Raw genomic sequence first — 21,761 nt, forward strand, 5'->3', positions numbered from 1 at the left:
TGGCCACGGAGTCAGATCTCCTCTGAGCAGGTGCGGAGCGTGGGTGGCGGAACGGGCGGGCCGGGCGGACGCGGGCGCGGACCCGTCGGCGGGGGAGTCAACGGCCCTCCGCCAGGCGGGCGATCGCCGCCATGGGCACGGGCAGCCAGTCCGGCCGGTGCCTGGCCTCGTACAGCGCCTCGTACACCGCGCGGTCCGTCTCGTAGGCCCGCAGGAGCTCGGCCTGCCCCCGGGGGTCCCACGCCGCCTCGGCCGCGTAGCCAGCGCAGTAGGCGTCCCGGCACCGCTGGGCCCACCGGGGCTGCCAGGGCCGCCTGGCATGGGCCGCGTAGTCGAAGGAGCGCAGCATGCCCGCGATGTCGCGGACCGGGGCCTGCACGCGTCTGCGCTCGGCGATCGGGCGGGCCGGCTCACCCTCGAAGTCGATGACGAACCACCGCTGTCCGGCCCGCAGGACCTGCCCGAGGTGCAGGTCCCCGTGGATGCGCTGCGGCGGCCGGCCGAGGCCGCGCGCCGCGACGGCGTCGTACGCGCCCCGCAGCCGTGACACGTACGGGACGAGCGCCGGCACCTGCCGCGCGGTGGTGTCCAGGCGGGCCGTCATCGCGGCGGCCAGGCGACGGCCCCCGTGCGGGTCCTCGGGGCCGGGCGCGAAGATCTGGGCCAGCGCCAGATGCACCTCGGCGGTGGCACGCCCCAGTTCGTACGACTCGTCGGTGAAGTCCCGCCCTGCGGCGAGGGATTGGAGCGCCAGGGTCCAGCCGTCCGTCGCCTCGCGCAGGAACGGCTGGAGCACCCCGAGGGTCGTCCTGCGCGGCTCGTCGGTCCAGAACCAGGCCACGGGCGCGGGCACCCGCGCACACCCCTCGCGGGCCAGCGCCCAGGGAACTTCCAGGTCGGGATTGACGCCGTACTGCACACGGCGGAACAGCTTCAGGATGAAGGAATCGCCGTACACCAAAGAGGTATTGGACTGCTCGCCGTCCAGGATGCGGGGCGTGAGCCCCGAGGGCACCACGGTCTGCGCGTCACGTTCGAAGCGCAGCGGCCCCGCCGATCCCGGGGTGCGCAGACGTTCCAGGAGCAGTGCGGCCGACCGGGGATCGTGAAGGGCGTCGTACACCGTGAGCCCCGCGAGGGGACCCTCGCTGGGGCGGCCGACGAAGGCGTGGTGGAGGCGGGGCGGCAGCTCCTCGCGCACGCCGAGGAGCAGTTGGTAGCAGTCGTCGCGCGACCCGGCGTGCCCGGAGCTGATCAGCAGGTGCAGGCAGCCGGGGTGGAGTTCGGTCATCGACACCACGGCCAGGTCCGTGACGGGCAGCCCCTTGCCCGCGAACCACCGCTGCTCGGGCAGCCACTCCTGGAGCACTCCGGCCAACGACGTGAGCAGCAGCGGAGGGCTGAGGCTGCTGCCACGCGACTGCGTTGCGGTCTTGAGCATGCGACACGTCCCTTCAAAGGCGCACGGCGAGGTCCGCCGGGCGGCGCGGGTGGAGGTCGTTGCACAGCCGGAACCAGTAGAAGCCGTGGCCCGCCAGTGTCAGCAGGTAGGGCAGCTCACCGATGGCCGGGAAGCGCACCCCGCCGATCAGCTCCACGGGATGACGTCCGTCGAAGGCCTGCAGATCGAGTTCGGTGGGCTGCGCGAAGCGCGAGAAGTTGTGCACGCACAGCACGAGGTCGTCCTGGTACTCGCGCAGATAGGCGAGGACCGCCGGATTGGACGAGGGCAGTTCGGTGTACGAGCCGATGCCCAGGGCGAGATTCTGCTTGCGGATCTCGATCATGCGGCGGGTCCAGTGGAGCAGGGAGGAGGGGCTGCTCATGGAGGCTTCGACGTTGGTGACCTGGTAGCCGTAGACGGGGTCCATGATCGTGGGGAGGTAGAGGCGTCCTGGGTCGCAGGAGGAGAAGCCGGCGTTGCGGTCGGGGGTCCACTGCATGGGGGTGCGGACGGCGTCGCGGTCGCCGAGCCAGATGTTGTCGCCCATGCCGATCTCGTCGCCGTAGTAGAGGATCGGCGATCCGGGCAGGGAGAGCAGCAGGGCGGTGAAGAGTTCGATCTGGTTGCGGTCGTTGTCCAGGAGGGGGGCGAGGCGCCGGCGGATGCCGATGTTGGCGCGCATGCGCGGGTCTTTGGCGTATTCCGCGTACATGTAGTCGCGTTCTTCGTCGGTGACCATTTCGAGGGTGAGCTCGTCGTGGTTGCGCAGGAAGATGCCCCATTGGCAGCCGGAGGGGATGGCGGGGGTCTTCGCGAGGATTTCGGAGACGGGGTAGCGGGATTCGCGGCGTACGGCCATGAAGATGCGGGGCATGACGGGGAAGTGGAATGCCATGTGGCATTCGTCGCCGCCGTTCTGGAAGTCCCCGAAATAGTCGACGACGTCTTCCGGCCACTGATTCGCCTCGGCGAGGAGAACGGTGTCGGGATAGTGGGTGTCGACCAGGGCCCGTACATGCTTGAGGAAGTCGTGCGACTGGGGCAGGTTCTCGCAGTTGGTGCCTTCTTCGGCGTACAGATAGGGGACGGCGTCGAGACGGTAGCCGTCGATGCCGAGGTCGAGCCAGAACCGCAGGGCGGCGATGATCTCCTCTTGGACCGCCGGGTTCTCGTAGTTGAGGTCGGGCTGGTGGGAGAAGAAGCGGTGCCAGTAGTACTGCTTGCGGACGGGGTCGAAGGTCCAGTTGGAGGCTTCGGTGTCGACGAAGATGATGCGGGCGTCCTGGTACTGCTTGTCGTCGTCGGCCCAGACGTAGTAGTCGCCGTAGGGGCCTTCGGGGTCGTTTCGGGAGGCCTGGAACCACGGGTGCTGGTCGCTGGTGTGGTTCATGACGAAGTCGATGATGACGCGCATGCCGCGTTGGTGTGCGGAGTCGACGAATTCCACGAAGTCGGCGAGGTCGCCGAATTCGGGGAGGACGGCGGTGTAGTCGGAGACGTCGTAGCCGCCGTCGCGGAGGGGGGATTTGAAGAACGGTGGCAGCCAGAGGCAGTCGACGCCGAGCCATTGGAGGTAGTCGAGTTTGGCGGTGATGCCTTTGAGGTCGCCGATGCCGTCGCCGTTGCTGTCCTGGAAGGAGCGGACGAGGACTTCGTAGAAGACCGCGCGTTTGAACCATTCGGGGTCGCGGTCCTTGGCCGGTGTGTCCTCGAAGGTGTCCTGGACGGGCTCGTTGACGATCATGGTGTGGGTGACCCTCCGATCAACGGTGAGGACGGTCGCAGGACCGTGAGGATGTGCGCGGGGGCGCGGCCCGGTTCGAGGCGCACGTAGTTGGCCCTGCCCCAGTGGTAGGTCTCGCCGGTGAGCTCGTCGCGCACCGGCACGGACCCGTCCCCTTCGAGGCCGAGTTGCGGCATGTCCAGCGTGACCGTGGCCTCCTGGGTGTGGTGCGGGTCGAGGTTCACGACCACCAGAACGGTGTCTGGACCCGCACGCTTGCTGTAGACGAGCACCGCGTCGTTGTCGGCCTGGTGGAAACGCAGGTTTCTGAGCTGCCGCAGGGCGGGGTGCGCGCGCCTGATCCGGTTGAGCTGCGTGATCAGGGGCGCGATGGAGCGGCCCTCGCGGTCGGCCGCCGCCCAGTCGCGCGGGCGCAGTTCGTACTTCTCCGAGTGCAGGTAGTCCTCGCAGTCCGGCCGCGCCGGGGTGTTCTCGCACAGCTCGTACCCGGCGTACATGCCCCAGCTCGGCGCGAGCGTGGCGGCCAGCGCAGCCCGCACCTCGAAGGCGGGCCGCCCGCCCTCCTGGAGGTACCCCGGCAGGATGTCCGGGGTGTTCACGAAGAAGTTCGGGCGCAGGAAGTGCGCCGTCTCGCGCGACAACTCGGTGAGGTACTCGGTGAGTTCGGCCTTGTCGTTGCGCCAGGTGAAGTAGGTGTACGACTGCTGGAAGCCGATGGCCGCGAGCGTCCGCATCATCGCGGGCCGGGTGAAGGCCTCGGCGAGGAAGATGACGTCCGGGTCGGTGCCGTTGACCTCGGCGAGCACCCGCTCCCAGAAGGCGACGGGCTTGGTGTGCGGGTTGTCGACGCGGAAGACGCGGACGCCGTGGGCCATCCAGAACCGCAGCAGCCGCACGGTCTCGGCGATCAGCCCCGGCATGTCCTTGTCGAAGGCGATCGGATAGATGTCCTGGTACTTCTTCGGCGGATTCTCGGCGTACGCGATGGAGCCGTCCGGGCGGTGCGCGAACCACTCGGGGTGCTTCTCCACCCACGGATGGTCCGGCGAGCACTGCAAGGCGAAGTCCAGGGCGACTTCGAGGCCGAGCTCGCCGGCCCGGCGCACGAACGCGTCGAAGTCGTCGAGCGTGCCGAGGTCCGGGTGGACCGCGTCGTGACCGCCCTCCGGTGAACCGATCGCCCACGGCACACCGACGTCGTCGGGGCCGGAGGACAGGGAGTTGTCGGGGCCTTTGCGGAAGGTGGAGCCGATGGGGTGGATCGGCGGCAGATAGACGACGTCGAAGCCCATCCCGGCGATGGCGGGCAGCCGTTCGGCCGCGGTACGGAACGTCCCGGAGACGGGCGGTGCACCTTCCTCCAGGACGGCACCCTCCGAGCGCGGGAAGAACTCGTACCAGGACCCGAAGAGAGCCCGCTCCCGCTCCACCAGCAGGGGAAGGTCGTGCGAGCGGGAGACCCGCTCACGCAGGGGGTGACGTGCGAGGACCGCGTCCACCTCCGGGGCGAGCGCGGCCGCCAGGCGGGCGGCCGGGGAACGCGCTTCGTCCTGCAGCGCGTCGGCCGCGGCCAGCAGCACCCGCCGTTCCTGCCCCGCCGGAACTCCGGCCGCCGCACGCTCGTACAGCAGCGCGCCCTCTTCGAGCATCAGCCCGGCGTCGATACCGGCCGGGACCTTGATCTCGGCGGCGCGCCGCCAGTCCCGCACGGGATCCGCCCAGGCCTCCACGTGGTACGTCCAGTGCCCCTCGGCGTCCGGAGTGACGTCCGCGCCCCACCGGTCGCTGCCAGGGGAGAGTTCCCGCATCGGCGTCCAGGGCCCGCGGCGACCGCCGGGTCCGAGCAGCACCACATTGGCGCCGACCGCTCCGTGCCCCTCGCCGAAGACGGTCGCCGTGACCTGGAAGGTCTCGCCGGGAACCGCCTTCGCAGGGCGCCGGCCGCAGTCGACGACCGGGTGGACGTCCAGGACCGGCACGGACGGGGACAGGGGCACGGCGTCGGAGACAGGGGTCGTCCGTGGAGCTGACGTCATCGGTCCCTCCTCCGCCGGGCTTGCGTGCAGTCGGTCTGTCCCTGTCCCGCAGGTGCCGCGCGTCGTCACAGGCCCCGGGGAACCGGGGGCGGCTTCGGCCTGCGCGTGGCTCGCGGGCGCAGGAAGAGCTCGGCGGCGTCAGCGGCCACCCGCGCCTTGGACTCACCCATCAGCACACACAGCGTGTACGCCGTGTCCTCGAAGCGCATGCGCACGGCGAGGTCGGAGGGATGGGCGAGCAGCCGCCGCTCCCACGACCGGTACTGACGCAGGTGCCGTGCGACCTCGGCTCTGGCAGGCAGCAGCATCACGCTGGTCACCTTCTTTCAAATCTTCTGACTCATGGTGCACGTGTGAGCACGAAGCGTCCTGTTGGCTATTCAACTATCGGGTTGGCGTCCGTCTCGGGTTCCGTCTCGTGTTGCGCGGATGGAGTAGTGCTCTCACGCTGAGACTGACTCAGAAGCGATCAGTGCTCACGCTTCGTGTTCGGGGCTCGGTCGGACAGACCGGGGCGGGGCGAAAAAGCTTCGCCGAGAGGAGCCAAGAGCAATGAAATCCGCGATCCCCTGCTACTACCACCTCGATGTCGAGGTCAGCCCGGAGAGGATCGACCAGGTCAGGCGCATTCTGACCGCGCATCTCCGGCACTGGGGGCTGGAAGTTCTCGTCGAATCCGTCTGCCACTGCACCGGAGTGCTGCTCCGTGAGATCGATGAGTACGGAGCCGACAAGAGGACCGTCGTGGAGATGTGGTGGAGCGGTCAGCACCTCATCACCGCCGTGTCGGACAACAACCGCGACCTGCCCGAGCGGCACTACGGACCGCAGGGCTGTCTGACACAGATCGCCGCCATGAGCGACGGCTGGGGCAGCTTCCCGGCGACCAACGGCAAGATCATCTGGTTCTCCCGCCGCGCCCGGGCGCCCGAACGCGCCCCGCTGGCCCCCGCGGCACCCGCCCCCAGCCTGCGCGAGGCGCTGGAACTGCCGCGCGAGGTGCGCCACGCCGTCCTCGCGAACCCGGACGAAGCGGAGGCCCCGGTCCCGGCCGCCGTGGCCACGCCGGCCGCCGCGAGCGCCCACGGACCCGGTCACGGACCGCGTCACGAACCGCGCCACGGACTGCGGCCGGACGCATTCCGGACAAGGATGGCGGAGAAGGAACCCGCGGTGTGAACGCCGGACACGCGTGAACGCCGTATCCGTGGAGACGCGACGCGCCGGCCGCGGCCGCCCGAGTGAGCGGCCGCGGCCACGCGCTCCCGTCCGACCCCCCTTCCGTACGGAGGCAGTTGCGTGCGCACCTGGACCGGCGCCCCTTTTCCCCTCGGAGCCACCTACGACGGCGAAGGCACCAACTTCGCCCTCTTCAGCGAGATAGCCGACCGGGTCGACCTCGTCCTCGTCGACGACGACGGCACCCACCAGAACATCACCCTCACCGAAGTCGACGGCTTCGTCTGGCACTGCTACCTGCCGGGGGTCGGCCCCGGCCGGCGCTACGGCTACCGGGTTCACGGCCCCTGGGACCCGGCCGCGGGCCACCGCTGCAACCCCGCCAAGCTGCTCCTCGACCCCTACGCCAGGGCCATCGAGGGCCAGACGGACAACCACCCGGCCCTCTTCGAGCGCGCGCCCGAGGGGCCGGACCCCGCCGACAGCGCCGGGCACACCCCGCTCTCCGTGGTCACCGACCCGTCCTTCGCCTGGGAGGACGACAGGCCGCCACGACGCCCGTACGCCGAGACGGTCGTGTACGAGACGCACGTGCGCGGCCTCACCCGCACCCACCCCGAGGTCCCCGCCGAACTGCGCGGCACCTACGCGGGCCTCGCCACCGACCCGGTCATCGACCACCTCACGTCCCTGGGCGTGACCGCGGTCGAGCTCATGCCGGTCCACCAGTACGTCCAGGACGGCTTCCTGCGCGACCGGGGCCTGTCCAATTACTGGGGCTACACCTCCATCGGCTTCTTCGCCCCGCACAACGCCTACGCGGCGCACGGCTCGCGCGGCGAGCAGGTCACCGAGTTCAAGTCCATGGTCAAGGCGCTCCACCGGGCCGGGCTCGAAGTGATCCTGGACGTGGTCTACAACCACACCGCGGAGGGCAACGAGAACGGCCCCACGCTCGCCTTCCGCGGCATCGACAACGCGTCGTACTACCGCCTGGCGGAGGACGATCCCGCGCACTACTTCGACACCACCGGCACCGGCAACAGCCTGCTGATGCGCCACCCCAACGTCCTGCAGCTCATCATGGACTCCCTGCGGTACTGGGTCACCGAGATGCACGTCGACGGGTTCCGTTTCGACCTGGCGGCCACGCTCGCACGGCAGTTCCACGACGTGGACCGTCTTTCGGCCTTCTTCGACCTGGTCCAGCAGGACCCCGTGGTCAGCCGCGTCAAACTCATCGCCGAGCCCTGGGACGTCGGCGACGGCGGCTACCAGGTCGGCAACTTCCCGCCCCTCTGGTCGGAGTGGAACGGCAAGTACCGGGACTCCGTACGGGACTTCTGGCGCGGCGCCGACCACTCGCTCGCCGAGTTCGCCTCCCGGCTGACCGGCTCGTCCGACCTCTACCAGCACGACCGTCGCCGCCCGCGCGCCAGCGTCAACTTCGTCACCGCGCACGACGGCTTCACCCTGCGCGACCTCGTGTCGTACGACGAAAAGCACAACGAGGCCAATCAGGAGGGCAACCAGGACGGTGAGAGCGTGAACCGCTCGTGGAACTGCGGGGTCGAGGGGCCCACCACCGACGAGGCGGTCCTCGAACTCCGCGCGCGCCAGCAGCGCAACTTCCTCGCCACGCTCATGCTCTCGCAGGGCATACCGATGCTCGCCCACGGCGACGAACTCGGCCGCACCCAGCGGGGCAACAACAACGCCTACTGCCAGGACAGCGAGATCTCCTGGATCGACTGGGACCTCACCGACGCGCAGCGCGACCTGATCGGCTTCACCAGCCGCGCCATCCACCTTCGCCTCGCCCACCCCGTGCTGCGCAGACGCCGCTTCTTCCGCGGCGACACCGCCATACACGAGGACCAACCGCTGCCGGACCTGGTGTGGCTGCGGCCCGACGCACGCGAGATGACGGACAAGGACTGGCAGTGGCCCGACGCGCACGCCGTCGGCGTCTTCCTCAACGGCGACGCCATCGCGGAGCCCGACGCCCAGGGCAGACCCGTCGTCGATGACTCCTTCCTCCTCCTGCTGAACAGCCACCGGGAGCCGATCCTCTTCCGGCTGCCGGACGCCACGTACGGCGAACGCTGGACGACCCGCATCGACACCACCGAGCCCGAGGGCATCGCGGACGAGGTGGAACACAAGGCGGGCGGGGAGGTCACCATGGGGCCCCACAGCCTGCTCCTGCTCTCCCGGCCCGCGCGCAGGCGCCCCGGTCGAGTGGTCACCAGTTGATGCCGGCCGCGACCGGCAGGTGGTCGCTGCCGGTGGCAGGCAGCACCCACGAACTCGCCGGCTCCACGCCGCGGACCAGGATCTGGTCGATCCGCACCACCGGGAACCTCGCGGGCCAGCTGAAGCCGAAGCCGCTCCCGGCCGCGTCGTGGACCGACCGCAACCGCGCGGTGAGGCCGTCGAGTGCGCGGTCGTCCGTGCTGCCGTTCAGATCGCCGAGCAGCACGACCCGCTCGTTCCGCTCGGCGGCGACGGCCTCGCCAAGCGCCCGCGCGCCCCGGTCCCGGTCGGCCGTCCCGAAGCCGTCCCGGGGATTGAACCGGACGGACCCCAGGTGGGCGACGTACACGGCGAGGGGCCCGTGGTCCGTGGCCACCGTGGTGCGCAGCGCCCGCGTGTCGGCCAGCCGGCTCTGGACCGGCTTGGTCTCCGCCAGCGGTCCGTAGTCCCTCGCGGTGTCGACGGGCCGGGTGCCGGTCAGCGGCAGCTTGCTCCACAGCCCGACCGTGCCCCGCACCGCGTGGTGCGGGTACGCCGACGCCAGCTCCTTCTCGTACGTGCCCCGCGCCTGCGGGGTGATCTCGAGCAGCGCCAGCATGTCCGCACCGGAGGCGGCCAGGTCGCGCGCGGTGCCGGCCGGGTCGGGGTTGTCGGCGCCGACGTTGTGGCTGACCACGGTGAGATCACCGGCCGGCCGGGTCGCGCCGCCGAGCAGTCCGCCGAAGAGACTCAGCCACACCGTGACCGGCAGCAGCAGTGCGACCGCGGCGGAGGCCGAGCGGCGCCACAGTGCCCCGGCCAGCAGCACCGGGACGAACAGGCCGCACCACGGCAGGAAGGTCTCCAGCAGGCTGCCGAGGTTCCCGACCCGGTTGGGAACCCGCGTGTGCAGCAGCATGAGCAGGCCGAGCAGCAGTGCGAGCGCCGTGAGGACCGGGCCGCGCCTCCACGGCCCGGGCCGGGAGGTGACCGGGGCGTCCGCGGTCCCCTGTCGGGTCACCGCTGCGTCCTCGGGTCCCGGGTCGGGTCGGCGTACGGAGGGCAGGGTTCGATTCATGCCGCCAGTCAAGGCGGCACGGCGTTGCCGGCGTGTATGCGGTTTTCGATACGCCGACGATATGCGCGGGCTCGTAGCCTCGGGGCATGCGTGTACTGATCGTGGAGGACGAGCCCTATATGGCGGAGGCCATCCGCGACGGCCTCCGCCTCGAAGCGATCGCGGCCGACATCGCGGGTGACGGCGGCACCGCCCTGGAGCTGCTGAGCGTCAACACCTACGACATCGCCGTCCTCGACCGGGACATCCCCGGCCCCTCCGGCGACGAGGTCGCCACGCGCATCGTCGCCTCCGGCAGCGGCATGCCGATCCTCATGCTCACCGCCGCCGACCGGCTCGACGACAAGGCCACCGGGTTCGGACTCGGCGCCGACGACTACCTCACCAAACCCTTCGACCTGCGAGAGCTCGTGCTCAGGCTCAGAGCACTCGACCGCAGGCGCGCGCACAGCAGGCCGCCCGTGCGAGAGATCGCGGGCCTGCGCCTGGACCCGTTCCGCCGCGAGGTGTACCGGGACGGCCGCTACGTCGCGCTCACCCGGAAGCAGTTCGCCGTGCTCGAAGTCCTCGTCGCCGCCGAAGGAGGTGTCGTCAGCGCCGAAGCACTTCTTGAGCGGGCGTGGGACGACAACGCCGACCCGTTCACCAACGCCGTACGCATCACCGTCTCGGCCCTGCGCAAGCGGCTCGGCGAGCCCTGGGTCATCGCCACCGTGCCGGGTGTCGGCTACCGCATCGACGCGGGGCCGGAGGCACCGGGCGCACCCACCGCGGGATGACCCGTTGGCCCGTCCCTGGCGCGACGGAGAGCATACGGACTGGGCCATTGGCCCACTCATGGCGCCTCCGGTTGAGCCGGGGGGCGACAAGATGGTCTGATGGTCATGTCGATGGCGCTGCGGACTCCGTGGCGCCTTCTTTGTGTCTGTTTGCCGAGAGGGGCGGGAAGCTGTGCTGAAGAGGGTGTTCGTGGCTCCGGATCCGGGGCGGCTGCGCTTGCGCAGCGCCACACGCGCGGTCGTCGGCATCTCCCTGGCCGTGGCTGTGTGCGGTCTGGCCGGACACTCCCTCTCCGCGGCCATCGTCGGAGGGCTCGCGGCGCTGCTCGCGCTCTTCACCGTGACCGACCCGACCGTGCGCGGCCAGGCGGTGACGACCGCCCTGCTGCCCGTGGTGGGTCTCCCCGTCCTCGCCGTGGCCGCCGGGCTGCACGGCTACCCCCTGGCGAGGGACGCCGCCTTCCTCGCCGTGGTCGGAGCGGGCGTCTACGCACGGCGCTGGGGACCCCGCGGTCACTCTCTCGGGGTCTTCGCCTTCATGACCTTCTTCGCGGCCCAGTTCCTGCACACGGTCCCCTCCCAGCTCCCCGAGCTGTACGCGGCGGTGCTGCTCTCCCTGTGCGCCTCTTCGACGGTGCGGTTCGGCCTGTGGTGCTACGAGCGGGGCCGCGCGCCGGCAGCTGTGCCCGCGCTGTCGCAGGGCCGGGGCCTCGCCCGGGTGACCACGCGGCAGGCCGTGCAGGCCGTCGCGGGCGTGGCGTTCGCGCTCGGGGTCGGACAGGCGCTGTCCGACCAGCGCTGGTACTGGGCGGTGGGCGCCACGTGGTGGGTGTTCGTGAACACCGTGTCGCGCGGCGAGACCCTGGTGCGGGGCTTCCGCCGGGTCCTCGGCACCGTCCTGGGCATCGTGGTCGGCTTCGCCGTCGCCCTCCCGGTGCAGGGAGCGGCTGTGCCGACCGCCCTGGTCGTGGCCGTGAGCATCTTCGGGATCTTCTACACGGCGGCCGTCTCCTACAGCTGGATGATGTTCTTCGTGACCGCGATGGCCTCCATGCTGTACGGGCTGCTCGGCGTCCTCGACGCGTCGCTGCTGGTGCTGCGCGTCGCGGAGACCGCAGTCGGCGCGCTCGGAGCCGTCCTCGCCGTCCTGCTCGTGCTGCCCGTCACCACCCACGCGGTCACCGACGAGTGGATCCGCCGCGCTCTGCACTGTGTGCACGCCTGCGCGGCCGAGACCGCCGCCCGCCTCGCCGGAACCCCGGACGCGGACCCCGGGCCGCGCGTGGCCGAGCTGGAGGTGCTGCTCGCCCGCGTGCGTCTCGCGGTGTCCCCGCTGGTGCATCCGCTGCACTTCAGCCGGGAGAGGAAGGCGCGGGCTCGCGAGGTGCTGGCACTGCTCGACACCTGCGCGCAGGAGGTGCGTTCGCTCGCCGCCGCGGCGTCGGACCCCGTCGCCTCCCACGACGACCGTCTCTCGGCGGCTTGCTGGCGCGTGGAAGTGGCGGTGGAGGCGCTGACGTCCCCGACCGGCTCCCGCCGGGCCGGCGAGCCCCAGCCGCCCCTCGCGCAGGCCGCGGGCCACCACCCGGCCCTCACCCACCTGCACGGCCTGGAGCGGGCGCTCGCGGCGATGGCCGTGCCGCTGCAGAGGCAGGAACCGGCGTAGCGGACCGCAGGGACTACTTGGACTACTTCGACTCGACGCGTCCCACCGGGTCGGGGCCGGTCGTCAGTGCCTCGACCGCGGGCTGCCAGGCGTCGCTTCCGGGGTGGAGGCGGGTGTGGAGGTAGGCCGCGGTGAGCCGGGCGAGGGCGGCCACTCGCTCGGGGTTCTCGTCGGTGGTCTCCGCCGCGTCGTAGCCGGCCACTCCGCCGAGTCCGTGCTCCGCGCCGAACAGGGTCAGCAGGGTCTTGGGGCCGGGGGAGAGGGTGTAGGGCTCGGCGTGCCAGTCCGGCCCCGTGTCCGTGAAGTGCGAGGGGTCGTCCTTGTCGCCAGCGACGACCAGCGCGGGTGTGGTCATCGTGGAGAAGTCGACGGCCCCGATGACCGGCCACTGCTCGGCCATGGGTCCGTTGAAGGCGTCGCCGCCCCCGCCGGGCGCCGCGAGCAGGACGCCCGCCTTGAACCGGGGCTCGGCGAGGTGTACCACCTTGCCCGTGTCGGGGTCGGTGAGTCCCGCGCCGAGCAGGAGCGCGGCGGTGAAGCCGCCGAGTGAGTGTCCTGCGACGGCGGCTTTGGCGTGGTCGATCCGCCCGGCGAGCTGCGGTACGGCGTTCTCGATCACGTCGAGCCGGTCGAGGATGTGGGTCATGTCCTCGGCGCGGGAGCGCCAGAAGTCGGGTGCGCCCGGAGCGTCGGCGACCAGGTGGCTCAGCGTCCTGGACGTGAGGTGGGTGGGCTGGATGACGACGAATCCGTGGGCCGCCCAGAAGTCGGCGAGCGGCGCGTAGCCGTTGAGGGAGGAGAGGTGGTGGGAGGGGCCGTGGCCGTGGGAGAGGAGGACGACGGGGAGGCCGGTTCCGGTGCCTGTCCCGATGGCGGGGGCGGAGACGCGCACTTGGAGGTCCACGGGGCGCCCGGGCACGGACAGGGTGACGGGGCTGAAGGACAGGACCGGGGTGGGCGTGGGCATGGACGTGGATGTGGACGTGGATGTGCTCACGGCGTGGGTTCCCCTTCGGTGGCATCTGGCGTCCGTCGTCTCGGGTGATCGACGGACGAGCAAGATGGTGAGGAGCGGTCCGTTTCGGCTAACCTGAAACGGAACGCTGCTCCATTTACTATCCGGATCGCTGATCCGTTTTGTCAACCGGTGTCGAGCCATGGGTTTCGAACCATCGGTGTCGAACGATCGCTGTCGAAGGAGAACGTGATGCCCGCCGAGCAACCTGCCGAGCACAGCGCCGACCACGGCGCTGACCACCCCGCCGGGGAGCGGCCCTCCCGCAGCACCGGGGAACCGCGCTCCCGCGGCAAGCGGGCCGACGCCCAGCGCAACCGGCAGACGTTGCTCACCGCCGCCGCCGAGGTCTTCGCCACCTCGGGCGTCGACGCGCCCATCCGCCAGATCGCCGCCCGGGCGGGCGTCGGGATGGCGACGATCTACCGCCACTTCCCGACCCGCGCGGATCTCGTCACCGCCGTCTACCGCCACCAGATCGAGGCATGCGCCGAGGCCGGCCCGGACCTGCTCGCCAGTGCCGACTCACCGCTCGACGCGCTGCGCCAATGGATCGACCTCTTCGTCGACTTCCTGGTCACCAAGCACGGACTCGCCGACGCGTTGCAGTCCGACAGCGACCGGTTCGCCGCGCTGCACGCCTACTTCCTCGACCGTCTGCTGCCCGTCTGCGCCCAACTGCTCGACGCGGCGGTCGAATCCGGTGACATCAGGCCCGGCACGCAGCCCTACGAGTTGATGCGCGGCATCGGCAACCTCTGCGTCGGACGCGACAACGACCCCCGCTACGACCCCCGACGCCTGATCGCCCTCCTCCTCCAGGGACTTCAGCAGGAACGTCAGGAGCGGCTCCAGAAGTAGGGTGCGGACCACATGTCCTACGTATGTGCGATGAGGAGGCGATGGTGCTCGGAAAGGGCACGTGGTTGCTCGTGGCCGCGATGAGCGTGGCCTGCCTGGTGTTCGTCGGGCCCAGCGCGCCGAAGGGTGTTCCCTTCGGCAGGCCACTGCCCGTTCACGCCGTCAAGGACATCGTGCCGAACCGGGTCATGACGTGGAACATCTGCAATCCCTGCGAGGAGAGCAACGTCGACCGGGCCGCGGAGATCGCCACGTACGCGCCCCAGGTCATCGGTCTGCAAGAAGCGTGTACGCGTGACGTCGAACAGATCCGGGACTACCTGAAGCGCTTCTACGGGCTGGCCTACCACGTCGAGTACGGGACGGTTCTCCGGGACTGGGGCCGCTGCGGGGGAGTGCCGTGGAGGCCGGGCGCCTTCGGCCAGGCACTTCTCTCGGCGGCGCCGATGGCGGACGCCGTCCGCGTGGAGTACCCGGACGGCGGGTCCGAAGACCGCGGATACATGGCTGTCACCACGATCGTGGGCGGCCGGCCCGTCCGGGTCTTCAACACGCACCTCGCCCAGCGGCGGCAGGAAGAGGTCAGGGCGGAACAGGTCGGCGTACTCGCCGGGGCCGTCGCCCGGCACGACCGCGCCATCGCGCTCGGGGACTTCAACGCCGTGCCGGACGCGCCCGAACTCGCCCGCATGTGGGCCCTGGCCGACGGCACGGGCTCCCGGTGCCGTCCCTCGACCGCAGCCACCTGCGAGCCGACCACCGACTGGCTCCTCAAGTTCGACTACGTCTTCCTGCGCGGCGTCGCCCCGATCGACCACGACGTTCGACCCACTCCGTACTCCGACCACCACATGTTGTACGCCGACGTGGACCCCGCCTAGAGGTCGTCGTCGTCCCGGTCGTTCTTCGAGGCGCGCCGCCCCCGCGTGACCGCGAGGACGCTGCCGGCGACGGCGATGACGGCGATGGCCAGGGCGATGCTGACCCCGCCCTCCGTGTCCCAGTACACGTCTTCCAGGCTGATCAGGAGCGCCGCCTCGTCGACGACGAGGGCCAGCCCCACCCCGTAGGCGAGTCCCATCCACGCGCGTGCCCGCGCCGAGCGTTCGGCCAGGCCCGCCGCGCCCACCACCGCGAGCAGCAGGATCCCCCACACGTAGTGGTGGATGTGCACTCCGCCGGCCTGCATGTCACCGATGCCGGCCACGTCGATGTGGATGAGCCAGGTGAGCAGACGCATTCCGCCGAAGGTGAGGGCGAAGCCCCACCAGGCCAGGACGAAGCCACGGCGTTTCGGGGAGATGCCGGGCAGCAGCCGCAGCCAGGGGGAGGGACGTTCCGGGCGTCCGGAGTGACCGGAGTGCTCGGAGTGGCCGGCGTGCTCGGAGCGCCCGGGGTGCCCGGAGTGCCCGGATGGTGCGTGGTCGGACTCCTCCGAGGACTTCATCCGGGCTCTCCCGCCTCTCTGACCTCACTGGCCTTATTGGCCTCACTGGACACTCTGGTCTTTTCGGCCTCTTGGGCCTCTCCCGCCGTGAACTTTTCGATCAGTGCGGCCATGGCGTCCGGCGCGCTGTAGTGGGCCGCGTGCGCCGCGCCGGGAAGGTCCGCGGCACGCCCGTCGGCGACCAGCCCCGCCACGCGCCGGGTCCATGTGCCGGAGGCGATCGTGTCACCCGCTCCCCGTACGACGAGCGTGGGCGCGCGCACCCGGGAGAGGTTCACCTCGAAGGACCCCGCCGCGTCCCGCAGCGCGTGGCGGAAAGAGGCGGCGCAGCGCAGCGGGCCGGTCACCAGATAGTCGAAGGCGGCCAGGGACAGCAGGCCCAGCGGCTCTCTGGGGGCATCCGCGACGAGCCGTCCGAACTCGCGCACGCCGGAGACCCCCGGTTCGAGCGCCGGACCGATCAGCACCAGGTGGTTCACCAGGTGGGGGTGGCGGGCAGCCAGGGCGGCGGCGACCTGGCAGCCGACCGAGTTGGCCACGAAGGGGCCCGGCACCGAGGACAACTGCCGGTACCGGCGGGCCAGCGCGTCGGCCTGCTGTCCGACATCGGGTGCGCGGCGCGCGGCGGCCCGCGAACGGGCGTTGCCCGGCAGGTCGGGCACCAGCACGGTCGCCCCGCCCGCGGCCAGCCGCCGCGCGAGCGGCACGAAGTACCGCCCCGAGAGTCCGAGCCCGTGCACGAGCACCGTGGCCGCCCGGTCCTCGCGCGGCGGAGGCCCGTATCGGCGGACGTAAAAGCCGAGGTCAGTCATGTGATCCACCTGCCCACCATCGCCTCCCGCATGACCCGGGGCCAGCCCGCCGAGACCGCCAGCCGCCGAGGCCGCGACGCCCCGCGTCCGGATCGAGCATGTGCATCGGGCACATACACGGTGGATCAGCCCGCCCGCGGGGTAATCCCGCGGGCAACGGGCGCGGGCCGTGCGGGAGCGGTCCGCGCCCTGGAGCGACTGCCCTCGCTGAGGCTCCCGACGAGGTTCCTGGAGAGGCCCGGCAGGGCCTCCGGTCACCGCTTGGTCCAGACCGGCTGCTAGCGTCGCCCGCACGAGCGGCGCCTCGCATGCGGCGCCCCGGCGAGAGGGGAACTGGCAGTGGTCGTCGGCAGGCAGGCGGAGCGGGCGTACATCGGATCCTTCACCGGCGCCGGGGGGCCGGGTGTCGTCACCGCGGCCGTCGCCCCTGACACCGGCGCGCTGACCGTCCTCGGCGCCACGGACGCGGTCGCCGACCCGTCGTATCTGGCCCTCTCGCCCTCCGGCGGCACCCTCTACGCGGTCAGCGAGACCCCGGACGGCGCCCTCGCCGCCTTCCGGACCGGGAAGGAGACGGCCGAGCTCGCGGGGCCGCCCGTGCCGGTCGGCTCGGCCCCCACGCACCTGGCCCTCTACGACGGGCACGTGCTCGCCGCCAACTACCGCTCCGGCAGCGTCACCGCCGTGCCACTGGGCGCCGACGGAACCCTCGCCGCCACGGCGTCGAGCGAACTCCGGCACACCGGCTCAGGTCCTCACCCGCAGCGCCAGCAGGGCCCGCACGCCCACCAGGTCCTCGCGGACCCGAGCGGCCGCTGGGCGGTCAGTGTCGACCTCGGCACGGACTCCGTGCGCGTCTGCGCGTTCGGGGACGACGGCCTCACCCTGCACCGCGAGGTCGCGCTGCGCCCGGGCTCCGGCCCGCGGCACCTCGTCTTCCACCCGCGCGGCGACCGCGCGTACGTCCTGAACGAGCTCAGCCCCACCCTCACCGTCTGCACTTGGGACGCCGCCGACGGCACCCTCGGGCCGCTCGGCGAGCTGCCCGTCCTCGCGGAGACCCCGGAAGGGGACGCCTACCCCTCGGAGGTCGTCGTCGCGCCCGACGGGCGGTTCCTGTGGACCGCCACGCGCGGCACGGACGTCATCTCGGTCATCGCGCTGGACGAGGAGGGCGACGCGCCGCGGCTGACGGCGACCGTGCCGTGCGGCGGGAACTGGCCGCGCGACCTCGCCGTCGACCCGTCGGGACGGCACCTGTACGCGGCGAACGAGCGCTCCGGAGACGTCACCTGGTTCACCATCGACCAGGAGACGGGCATCCCGAGCCGGGCGGGCTCCGTCGAGGTGCCGGCCGCCTCCTGCGTGGTCTTCGGCTGAGGCGGGCCCACACACGGCCGGGGCGGGTCCCTGCACGGCAGACGCGCGTCGGTACACGGCCGGCGTGCGCCGATGTACGCCGATGGGCCCGCCCCCACATCGGGGCGGGCCCATCGGCGTACAAGTGGAACGGCTCAGTGCACGGGCGCGCCCGAAGGCTGCTGCGGCGTGATGCCGAGCGTCGTCGTGTACTTGGCGAGCGCCAGCTTGCCGATCGCCGGGTACGCGCCGACCGGCTCGGCGACGGAACAGCCCGCCTCCTTCGCGGCCGCGTCGAGCAGCGCACCGTCGAGCTCGGGGCCGATCAGATACGGCGCGAGCGCCAGCTGGGCGGAGCCCGAGCCGCGCAGCTGCTCGGCGGTCGCCGCGATGGCGCCCTCCTCGTCGAGCGCGGCGGCCATCACCGGCACCGCGAGCCGCGCGGCGAGCAGCATGCCGGTGATCCCGGCGGCCTGCACGGCCTCCTCGCCGCCGACCGTGGCGAGGACGATGCCGTCCGCGGCGGTCGCCACGGTGAACAGGCGGGCGCGGTCGGCGCGGGCGAGGCCGGCCTCCGACAGCCGCACGTGCAGCGCCTCGGCGAGCAGCGGGTGGGGGCCGAGCACATCCGTCAGCTCGGCGGCGGCACGGCTGTCCATGACGGCCTGCCGGATACGGCGCATCAGCGCGCTGTCGGGGCCCGCGAGCAGCGGGACGACGACCGCGACGGGCCCGTCCGCCTCTGTCGTCTCGGCACCGGCCTCGCGCGCGCGCTCGAGGCGGGCGGCGCGCTCGGCAGCCGCGCGCGCGAGCACGGACTGCAGCGAGGGGAACTCGGGGAAGGAGGTGACGGTGGCGTCTTCCTCACCGTCGACGTAACCGATTCTGGCGTCGAGACCGGGCAGCTCGGAGCGGGCGATGCTCACGACTTCCTCGGCGAGGCTGCGCGTGGACGTGCTGGGGGCGCCCGGCACGGCGAGAACAAGTGCGGGCGCGCCCTCAGGAGCCGCGACGGGCTCCGGACGGCGGTGCCGGCCCGGCTGACGGGGGCGCGGCATTCGTACAGGCAGGCCGGATGCGGGCCCAGTGGGGGAGCTCATGCGCCCGCATGCTACTGGCTTGCGGGCCATCCCTGTTCGGGGAGGGTGCAGGTGGGCGGTATAAGTCCGTTTTTGTCTGATGAATTACGTAGAGGTCAACTGTCGTCTTCGCTGTGGACGGAGAGCATGCGCGCGTCGTGCGGCAGCCGCAGCCGGTCCTCGGCGATATCGGCCGCTATGCGCAGCGCCCCGTCCAGCGGGTCGCCGGCCGCGGGAACGTGCCGCGCGTGCGGCAGTTGGTCCGCGAGTTCGTCGCGCAGGGGTGCGAGCAAGGGCTCGCCCAGCTTGAACAGGCCGCCGGTGAGGGCGACTTCGCTCCCTCCGGGAGCAGACCCGGGGGCAGGCCCAGGAGCCGCCCCGGGGACAGACCCGGAAGGAGCCCCGGGGTTCACCTCGGGACGGGGGCAGACGGCGGCCGCCGCCTCGGCGATGTGGCGGGCGGCGGCCCGCAGGATGCCGCCCGCCACCGGGTCGTCCGCCGCGCAGCCGGCCACCTCGGGCGCGAAGGAGGCGAGCAGCGCGGGCCGGTCCGTACGGGGATAGAGCCGGGCCGGCAGCTCTGCGGGCGGGCCGAACATCGCTTCGGCGCGTGCGAGGAGCGCCTTAGAACCGCCGCGTCTGCCGTCGTGCGCCCGCATCGCCGCTTCTAGTCCGGCGCGGCCGATCCAGGCGCCACCGCCGCAGTCGCCGAGCAGGTGCCCCCAGCCGTCGGCGCGGTGCCAGGTAATCAGGTCCGTGCCGATCGCGACCAGGCCGGTGCCCGCCGCGACCACCGCGCCGGGTCGGTCGCCGAGCGCGCCCGCGTACGCGGTGACGGCGTCCGCGGCGAGCGCCGTGCGGCGTACCCCAAGGGTCTGTGCGAGCGCCGACGGCAGTTCGGCGCGGAGGTCGTCGCCGAGGCTCGCCATGCCTGCCGCGCCGATGGCGACGGCCGTGATCCGCCCGCCGCCCGCCCGCTCCAGCAGACCCCGCGCCATGGGCAGGAGTTGCTCCATGAGGTGCCCGGCGTCGATGCCGCGCGGGCCGGTGCGCACGGGTTCCGCGGAGCGCACCGGACCGGAGAGGCGCGGGCCGCCCCGCGGCATGCTCAGGGCGGCCCGCAGGCCGGAGCCGCCCGAATCCACCCCGAGGACGCAGTCGTCGGTGTGCTCGGCGGTGCGCTCGTCCGTCATGGCAGGCGCCAGTCCACCGGCTGCGCCCCCTGCTGGACCAGCAGGTCGTTGGCCCGGCTGAAGGGGCGCGAGCCGAAGAAACCGCGGTCCGCCGACATCGGGGACGGATGCGCGGACTCCACCGAGGGCAACTGCCCGAGCAGCGGCCGCAGATTGCGCGCGTCCCGCCCCCACAGGATCGACACGAGCGGCTTCCCGCGCGCGGCCAGTGCTCGTATCGCCTGCTCGGTGACCTCTTCCCAGCCCTTGCCGCGGTGGGCCGCGGGCTTGCGCGGGGCGGTGGTGAGCGCCCTGTTGAGCAGCAGGACGCCCTGCTGGGTCCAGGGCGTGAGGTCGCCGTTCGACGGCGGGGGCAGGCCCAGGTCGCTGTTCATCTCGCGGTAGATGTTGATGAGGCTGCCCGGCAGCGGCCGCACGTCGGGGGCGACCGAGAACGACAGGCCCACCGCGTGACCGGGCGTGGGATAGGGGTCCTGGCCGACGATCAGGACGCGGACGTCGTCGAAGGGCTGCTGGAAGGCGCGCAGGACGTTCGCCCCCGAAGGGAGATAGGTGCGTCCCGCGGCGATCTCCGCGCGCAGGAAGTCCCCCATCGAGGCGATCCGTTCGGCCACCGGCTCCAGGGCCTTGGCCCAGCCGGACTCGACGATTTCATGCAAGGGTCGTGGTGCCACGGCGTCACCCTACTGCCGTAATGGCGGGGGCGATCAACCGATGGCCGCGGCCCGTACACAGAGCACGTCCGGCAGGTGCGAGGCGAGCTGCTGCCAGCTGTCGCCGTCGTCCGCCGACGCGAACACCTCGCCATTGCGATTGCCGAAGTAGATGCCCGCCGGGTCGCAGTCGTCGCTGGACATGGCGTCGCGCAGCACCGTGCCGTAGTGGTCCTCCTGGGGGAGGCCCGCGCTCAGCGGCTCCCAGCTCTTGCCCGCGTCCGCCGTGCGGTAGACGCGACATCGGTGGTCGGCGGGGACGCGGTCGCTGTCCGCGGTGATCGGGAAGACGTACGCCGTGCCGCCGCGGTGCGGGTGTGCGACGACCGCGAAGCCGAAGGTGGACGGGAGGCCCTCGCCGATGTCCGTCCAGTGCGCGCCCGCGTCGTCGCTGCGGTACACCCCCCAGTGGTTCTGCAGATACAGCCGGTCCGGGTCGGCCGCGTCCCGCGCGACCTTGTGCACGCACTGGCCGAACTCCGGGTCCGGCTCGGGCAGGAACACCGCGGACACGCCCTTGTTCGACGGGGCCCAGCTCGCGCCGCCGTCCAGGGTGCGGAACACCCCCGCGGTCGACACCGCGACCGTCACCGCGCCGGCGTCGCGGGCGTCGGTCAGCACGGTGTGCAGGCCCTCCCCGCCGCCGCCCGGCACCCACTTGGAGCGGGTGGGGTGCTCCCACAGGGGACGGACGAGGGAGAAGGACTCGCCGCGGTCCTCCGAGCGGTACAGCGCGGCGGGCTCCGTGCCCGCGAACACCACGTCCGGCTCGGCGGCCGACGGGTGCAGCTGCCAGACCCGCTCCAGCGAAGCCCCGGTGTCCTTGGGAAACTTCACGGCGGGCTTCGCCGGCTCGGTCCAGGTGCGTCCGAGGTCGTCGGAGTGGAAGACGGAGGGGCCCCAGTGCGCGCTGTCACCGCCGACGAGGAGCCGGGGAGCGGGGCCGCGGGTGTCGATGGCGATGGAGTACACCGCCTGCGCGTTGAAGTACGGGCTGTCGTCGAACTCCCAGGCCCCATTCCGCCTGCGGCCGATGAAGAGGCCCTTGCGTGTGCCTACGGTCAGAAGTACATCGGCCATCGTGGCCACCTCCGCGACGTCGTTGTCTCAGGTATGCGTCA

19 protein-coding genes are annotated in these 21,761 nt (G+C 71.8%); 7 read left to right on the top strand and 12 right to left on the bottom strand.

Annotation, left to right across the window (positions count from 1 at the left end):
• Positions 1-97 precede the first annotated feature (97 nt).
• The 4 genes from ACZ7LU_RS17810 to ACZ7LU_RS17825 form a co-directional block, all read right to left on the bottom strand.
• On the bottom strand, positions 98-1,441 hold the full coding sequence (locus ACZ7LU_RS17810; protein WP_471917166.1) for a maltokinase N-terminal cap-like domain-containing protein: 1,344 nt from the start codon (positions 1,439-1,441) through the stop codon (positions 98-100).
• Between the two features lie 13 nt (positions 1,442-1,454).
• Positions 1,455-3,188, bottom strand: a complete 1,734-nt coding sequence (treS, locus tag ACZ7LU_RS17815) for a maltose alpha-D-glucosyltransferase (protein WP_471146568.1) — start codon at positions 3,186-3,188, stop codon at positions 1,455-1,457.
• Positions 3,185-5,224, bottom strand: coding sequence for an alpha-1,4-glucan--maltose-1-phosphate maltosyltransferase (locus ACZ7LU_RS17820; protein WP_471917167.1), 2,040 nt, complete (start codon positions 5,222-5,224; stop codon positions 3,185-3,187). Before ACZ7LU_RS17820 ends, treS begins: the two co-directional genes overlap by 4 nt.
• Before the next feature lie 65 nt (positions 5,225-5,289).
• A complete protein-coding gene (locus ACZ7LU_RS17825) occupies positions 5,290-5,532 on the bottom strand; it encodes a DUF5133 domain-containing protein (RefSeq protein ID WP_398308488.1) in 243 nt (80 codons plus the stop codon).
• A 244-nt stretch (positions 5,533-5,776) separates the two neighbouring features.
• Here ACZ7LU_RS17825 and ACZ7LU_RS17830 point away from each other — a divergent pair, with 244 nt between their 5' ends.
• Positions 5,777-6,403, top strand: coding sequence for a pep a2 (locus ACZ7LU_RS17830; protein ID WP_398308445.1), 627 nt, complete (start codon positions 5,777-5,779; stop codon positions 6,401-6,403).
• A 120-nt stretch (positions 6,404-6,523) separates the two neighbouring features.
• Positions 6,524-8,659 (top strand): glycogen debranching protein GlgX, encoded by a 2,136-nt coding sequence (gene glgX, locus ACZ7LU_RS17835; RefSeq protein WP_471917168.1) that lies wholly within the window; start codon positions 6,524-6,526, stop codon positions 8,657-8,659.
• Here glgX and ACZ7LU_RS17840 read toward each other — a convergent pair.
• Positions 8,649-9,716, bottom strand: a complete 1,068-nt coding sequence (locus ACZ7LU_RS17840; protein WP_471917169.1) for an endonuclease/exonuclease/phosphatase family protein — start codon at positions 9,714-9,716, stop codon at positions 8,649-8,651. The two genes, glgX and ACZ7LU_RS17840, sit on opposite strands and share 11 nt — an antisense overlap.
• An 86-nt stretch (positions 9,717-9,802) precedes the next feature.
• On the opposite strand from ACZ7LU_RS17840, the gene ACZ7LU_RS17845 reads away from it, so the two are divergent.
• Both ACZ7LU_RS17845 and ACZ7LU_RS17850 read left to right on the top strand, forming a co-directional pair.
• Complete coding sequence (locus ACZ7LU_RS17845) at positions 9,803-10,495, top strand: response regulator transcription factor (protein ID WP_471917170.1); 693 nt, start codon at positions 9,803-9,805, stop codon at positions 10,493-10,495.
• 172 nt (positions 10,496-10,667) lie between these two features.
• The gene (locus ACZ7LU_RS17850) at positions 10,668-12,161 is read left to right on the top strand and encodes an FUSC family protein (RefSeq protein WP_471917171.1); all 1,494 of its coding nucleotides are present in this window, start codon (positions 10,668-10,670) and stop codon (positions 12,159-12,161) included.
• A 22-nt stretch (positions 12,162-12,183) separates the two neighbouring features.
• Here ACZ7LU_RS17850 and ACZ7LU_RS17855 read toward each other — a convergent pair whose 3' ends face one another.
• Positions 12,184-13,128, bottom strand: a complete 945-nt coding sequence (locus tag ACZ7LU_RS17855) for an alpha/beta hydrolase family protein (protein WP_471917752.1) — start codon at positions 13,126-13,128, stop codon at positions 12,184-12,186.
• Between the two features lie 240 nt (positions 13,129-13,368).
• Between ACZ7LU_RS17855 and ACZ7LU_RS17860 the strand changes: the two genes are divergently transcribed.
• Both ACZ7LU_RS17860 and ACZ7LU_RS17865 read left to right on the top strand, forming a co-directional pair.
• Positions 13,369-14,037 (top strand): TetR/AcrR family transcriptional regulator, encoded by a 669-nt coding sequence (locus ACZ7LU_RS17860; protein WP_471917172.1) that lies wholly within the window; start codon positions 13,369-13,371, stop codon positions 14,035-14,037.
• Positions 14,038-14,078: 41 nt separating this feature from the next.
• Complete coding sequence (locus ACZ7LU_RS17865) at positions 14,079-14,918, top strand: endonuclease/exonuclease/phosphatase family protein (protein WP_471917173.1); 840 nt, start codon at positions 14,079-14,081, stop codon at positions 14,916-14,918.
• Here ACZ7LU_RS17865 and ACZ7LU_RS17870 read toward each other — a convergent pair.
• On the bottom strand, positions 14,915-15,484 hold the full coding sequence (locus ACZ7LU_RS17870) for a hypothetical protein (RefSeq protein ID WP_471917174.1): 570 nt from the start codon (positions 15,482-15,484) through the stop codon (positions 14,915-14,917). The genes ACZ7LU_RS17865 and ACZ7LU_RS17870 overlap by 4 nt on opposite strands.
• Positions 15,481-16,296 (bottom strand): alpha/beta fold hydrolase, encoded by an 816-nt coding sequence (locus ACZ7LU_RS17875; RefSeq protein ID WP_471917175.1) that lies wholly within the window; start codon positions 16,294-16,296, stop codon positions 15,481-15,483. The genes ACZ7LU_RS17870 and ACZ7LU_RS17875 overlap by 4 nt, the downstream gene beginning before the upstream one ends.
• A 339-nt stretch (positions 16,297-16,635) precedes the next feature.
• Between ACZ7LU_RS17875 and ACZ7LU_RS17880 the strand changes: the two genes are divergently transcribed.
• Complete coding sequence (locus tag ACZ7LU_RS17880; protein ID WP_471917176.1) at positions 16,636-17,676, top strand: lactonase family protein; 1,041 nt, start codon at positions 16,636-16,638, stop codon at positions 17,674-17,676.
• Positions 17,677-17,810: 134 nt separating this feature from the next.
• On the opposite strand, the gene ACZ7LU_RS17885 is transcribed toward ACZ7LU_RS17880, so the two are convergent.
• The 4 genes from ACZ7LU_RS17885 to ACZ7LU_RS17900 form a co-directional block, all read right to left on the bottom strand.
• The gene (locus ACZ7LU_RS17885; protein ID WP_470981665.1) at positions 17,811-18,755 is read right to left on the bottom strand and encodes a sirohydrochlorin chelatase; all 945 of its coding nucleotides are present in this window, start codon (positions 18,753-18,755) and stop codon (positions 17,811-17,813) included.
• A 95-nt stretch (positions 18,756-18,850) separates the two neighbouring features.
• Positions 18,851-19,927: an N-acetylglucosamine kinase gene (locus ACZ7LU_RS17890; RefSeq protein ID WP_471917177.1), complete on the bottom strand. Its 1,077-nt coding sequence runs from the start codon at positions 19,925-19,927 to the stop codon at positions 18,851-18,853.
• Positions 19,924-20,601 (bottom strand): uracil-DNA glycosylase, encoded by a 678-nt coding sequence (locus ACZ7LU_RS17895; protein ID WP_468309381.1) that lies wholly within the window; start codon positions 20,599-20,601, stop codon positions 19,924-19,926. The genes ACZ7LU_RS17890 and ACZ7LU_RS17895 overlap by 4 nt, the downstream gene beginning before the upstream one ends.
• A 33-nt stretch (positions 20,602-20,634) precedes the next feature.
• Positions 20,635-21,720: a WD40/YVTN/BNR-like repeat-containing protein gene (locus ACZ7LU_RS17900; protein ID WP_468090367.1), complete on the bottom strand. Its 1,086-nt coding sequence runs from the start codon at positions 21,718-21,720 to the stop codon at positions 20,635-20,637.
• Between the last annotated feature and the right edge of the window lie 41 nt (positions 21,721-21,761).

The organism is Streptomyces sp. NPDC039462, from assembly GCF_055639375.1.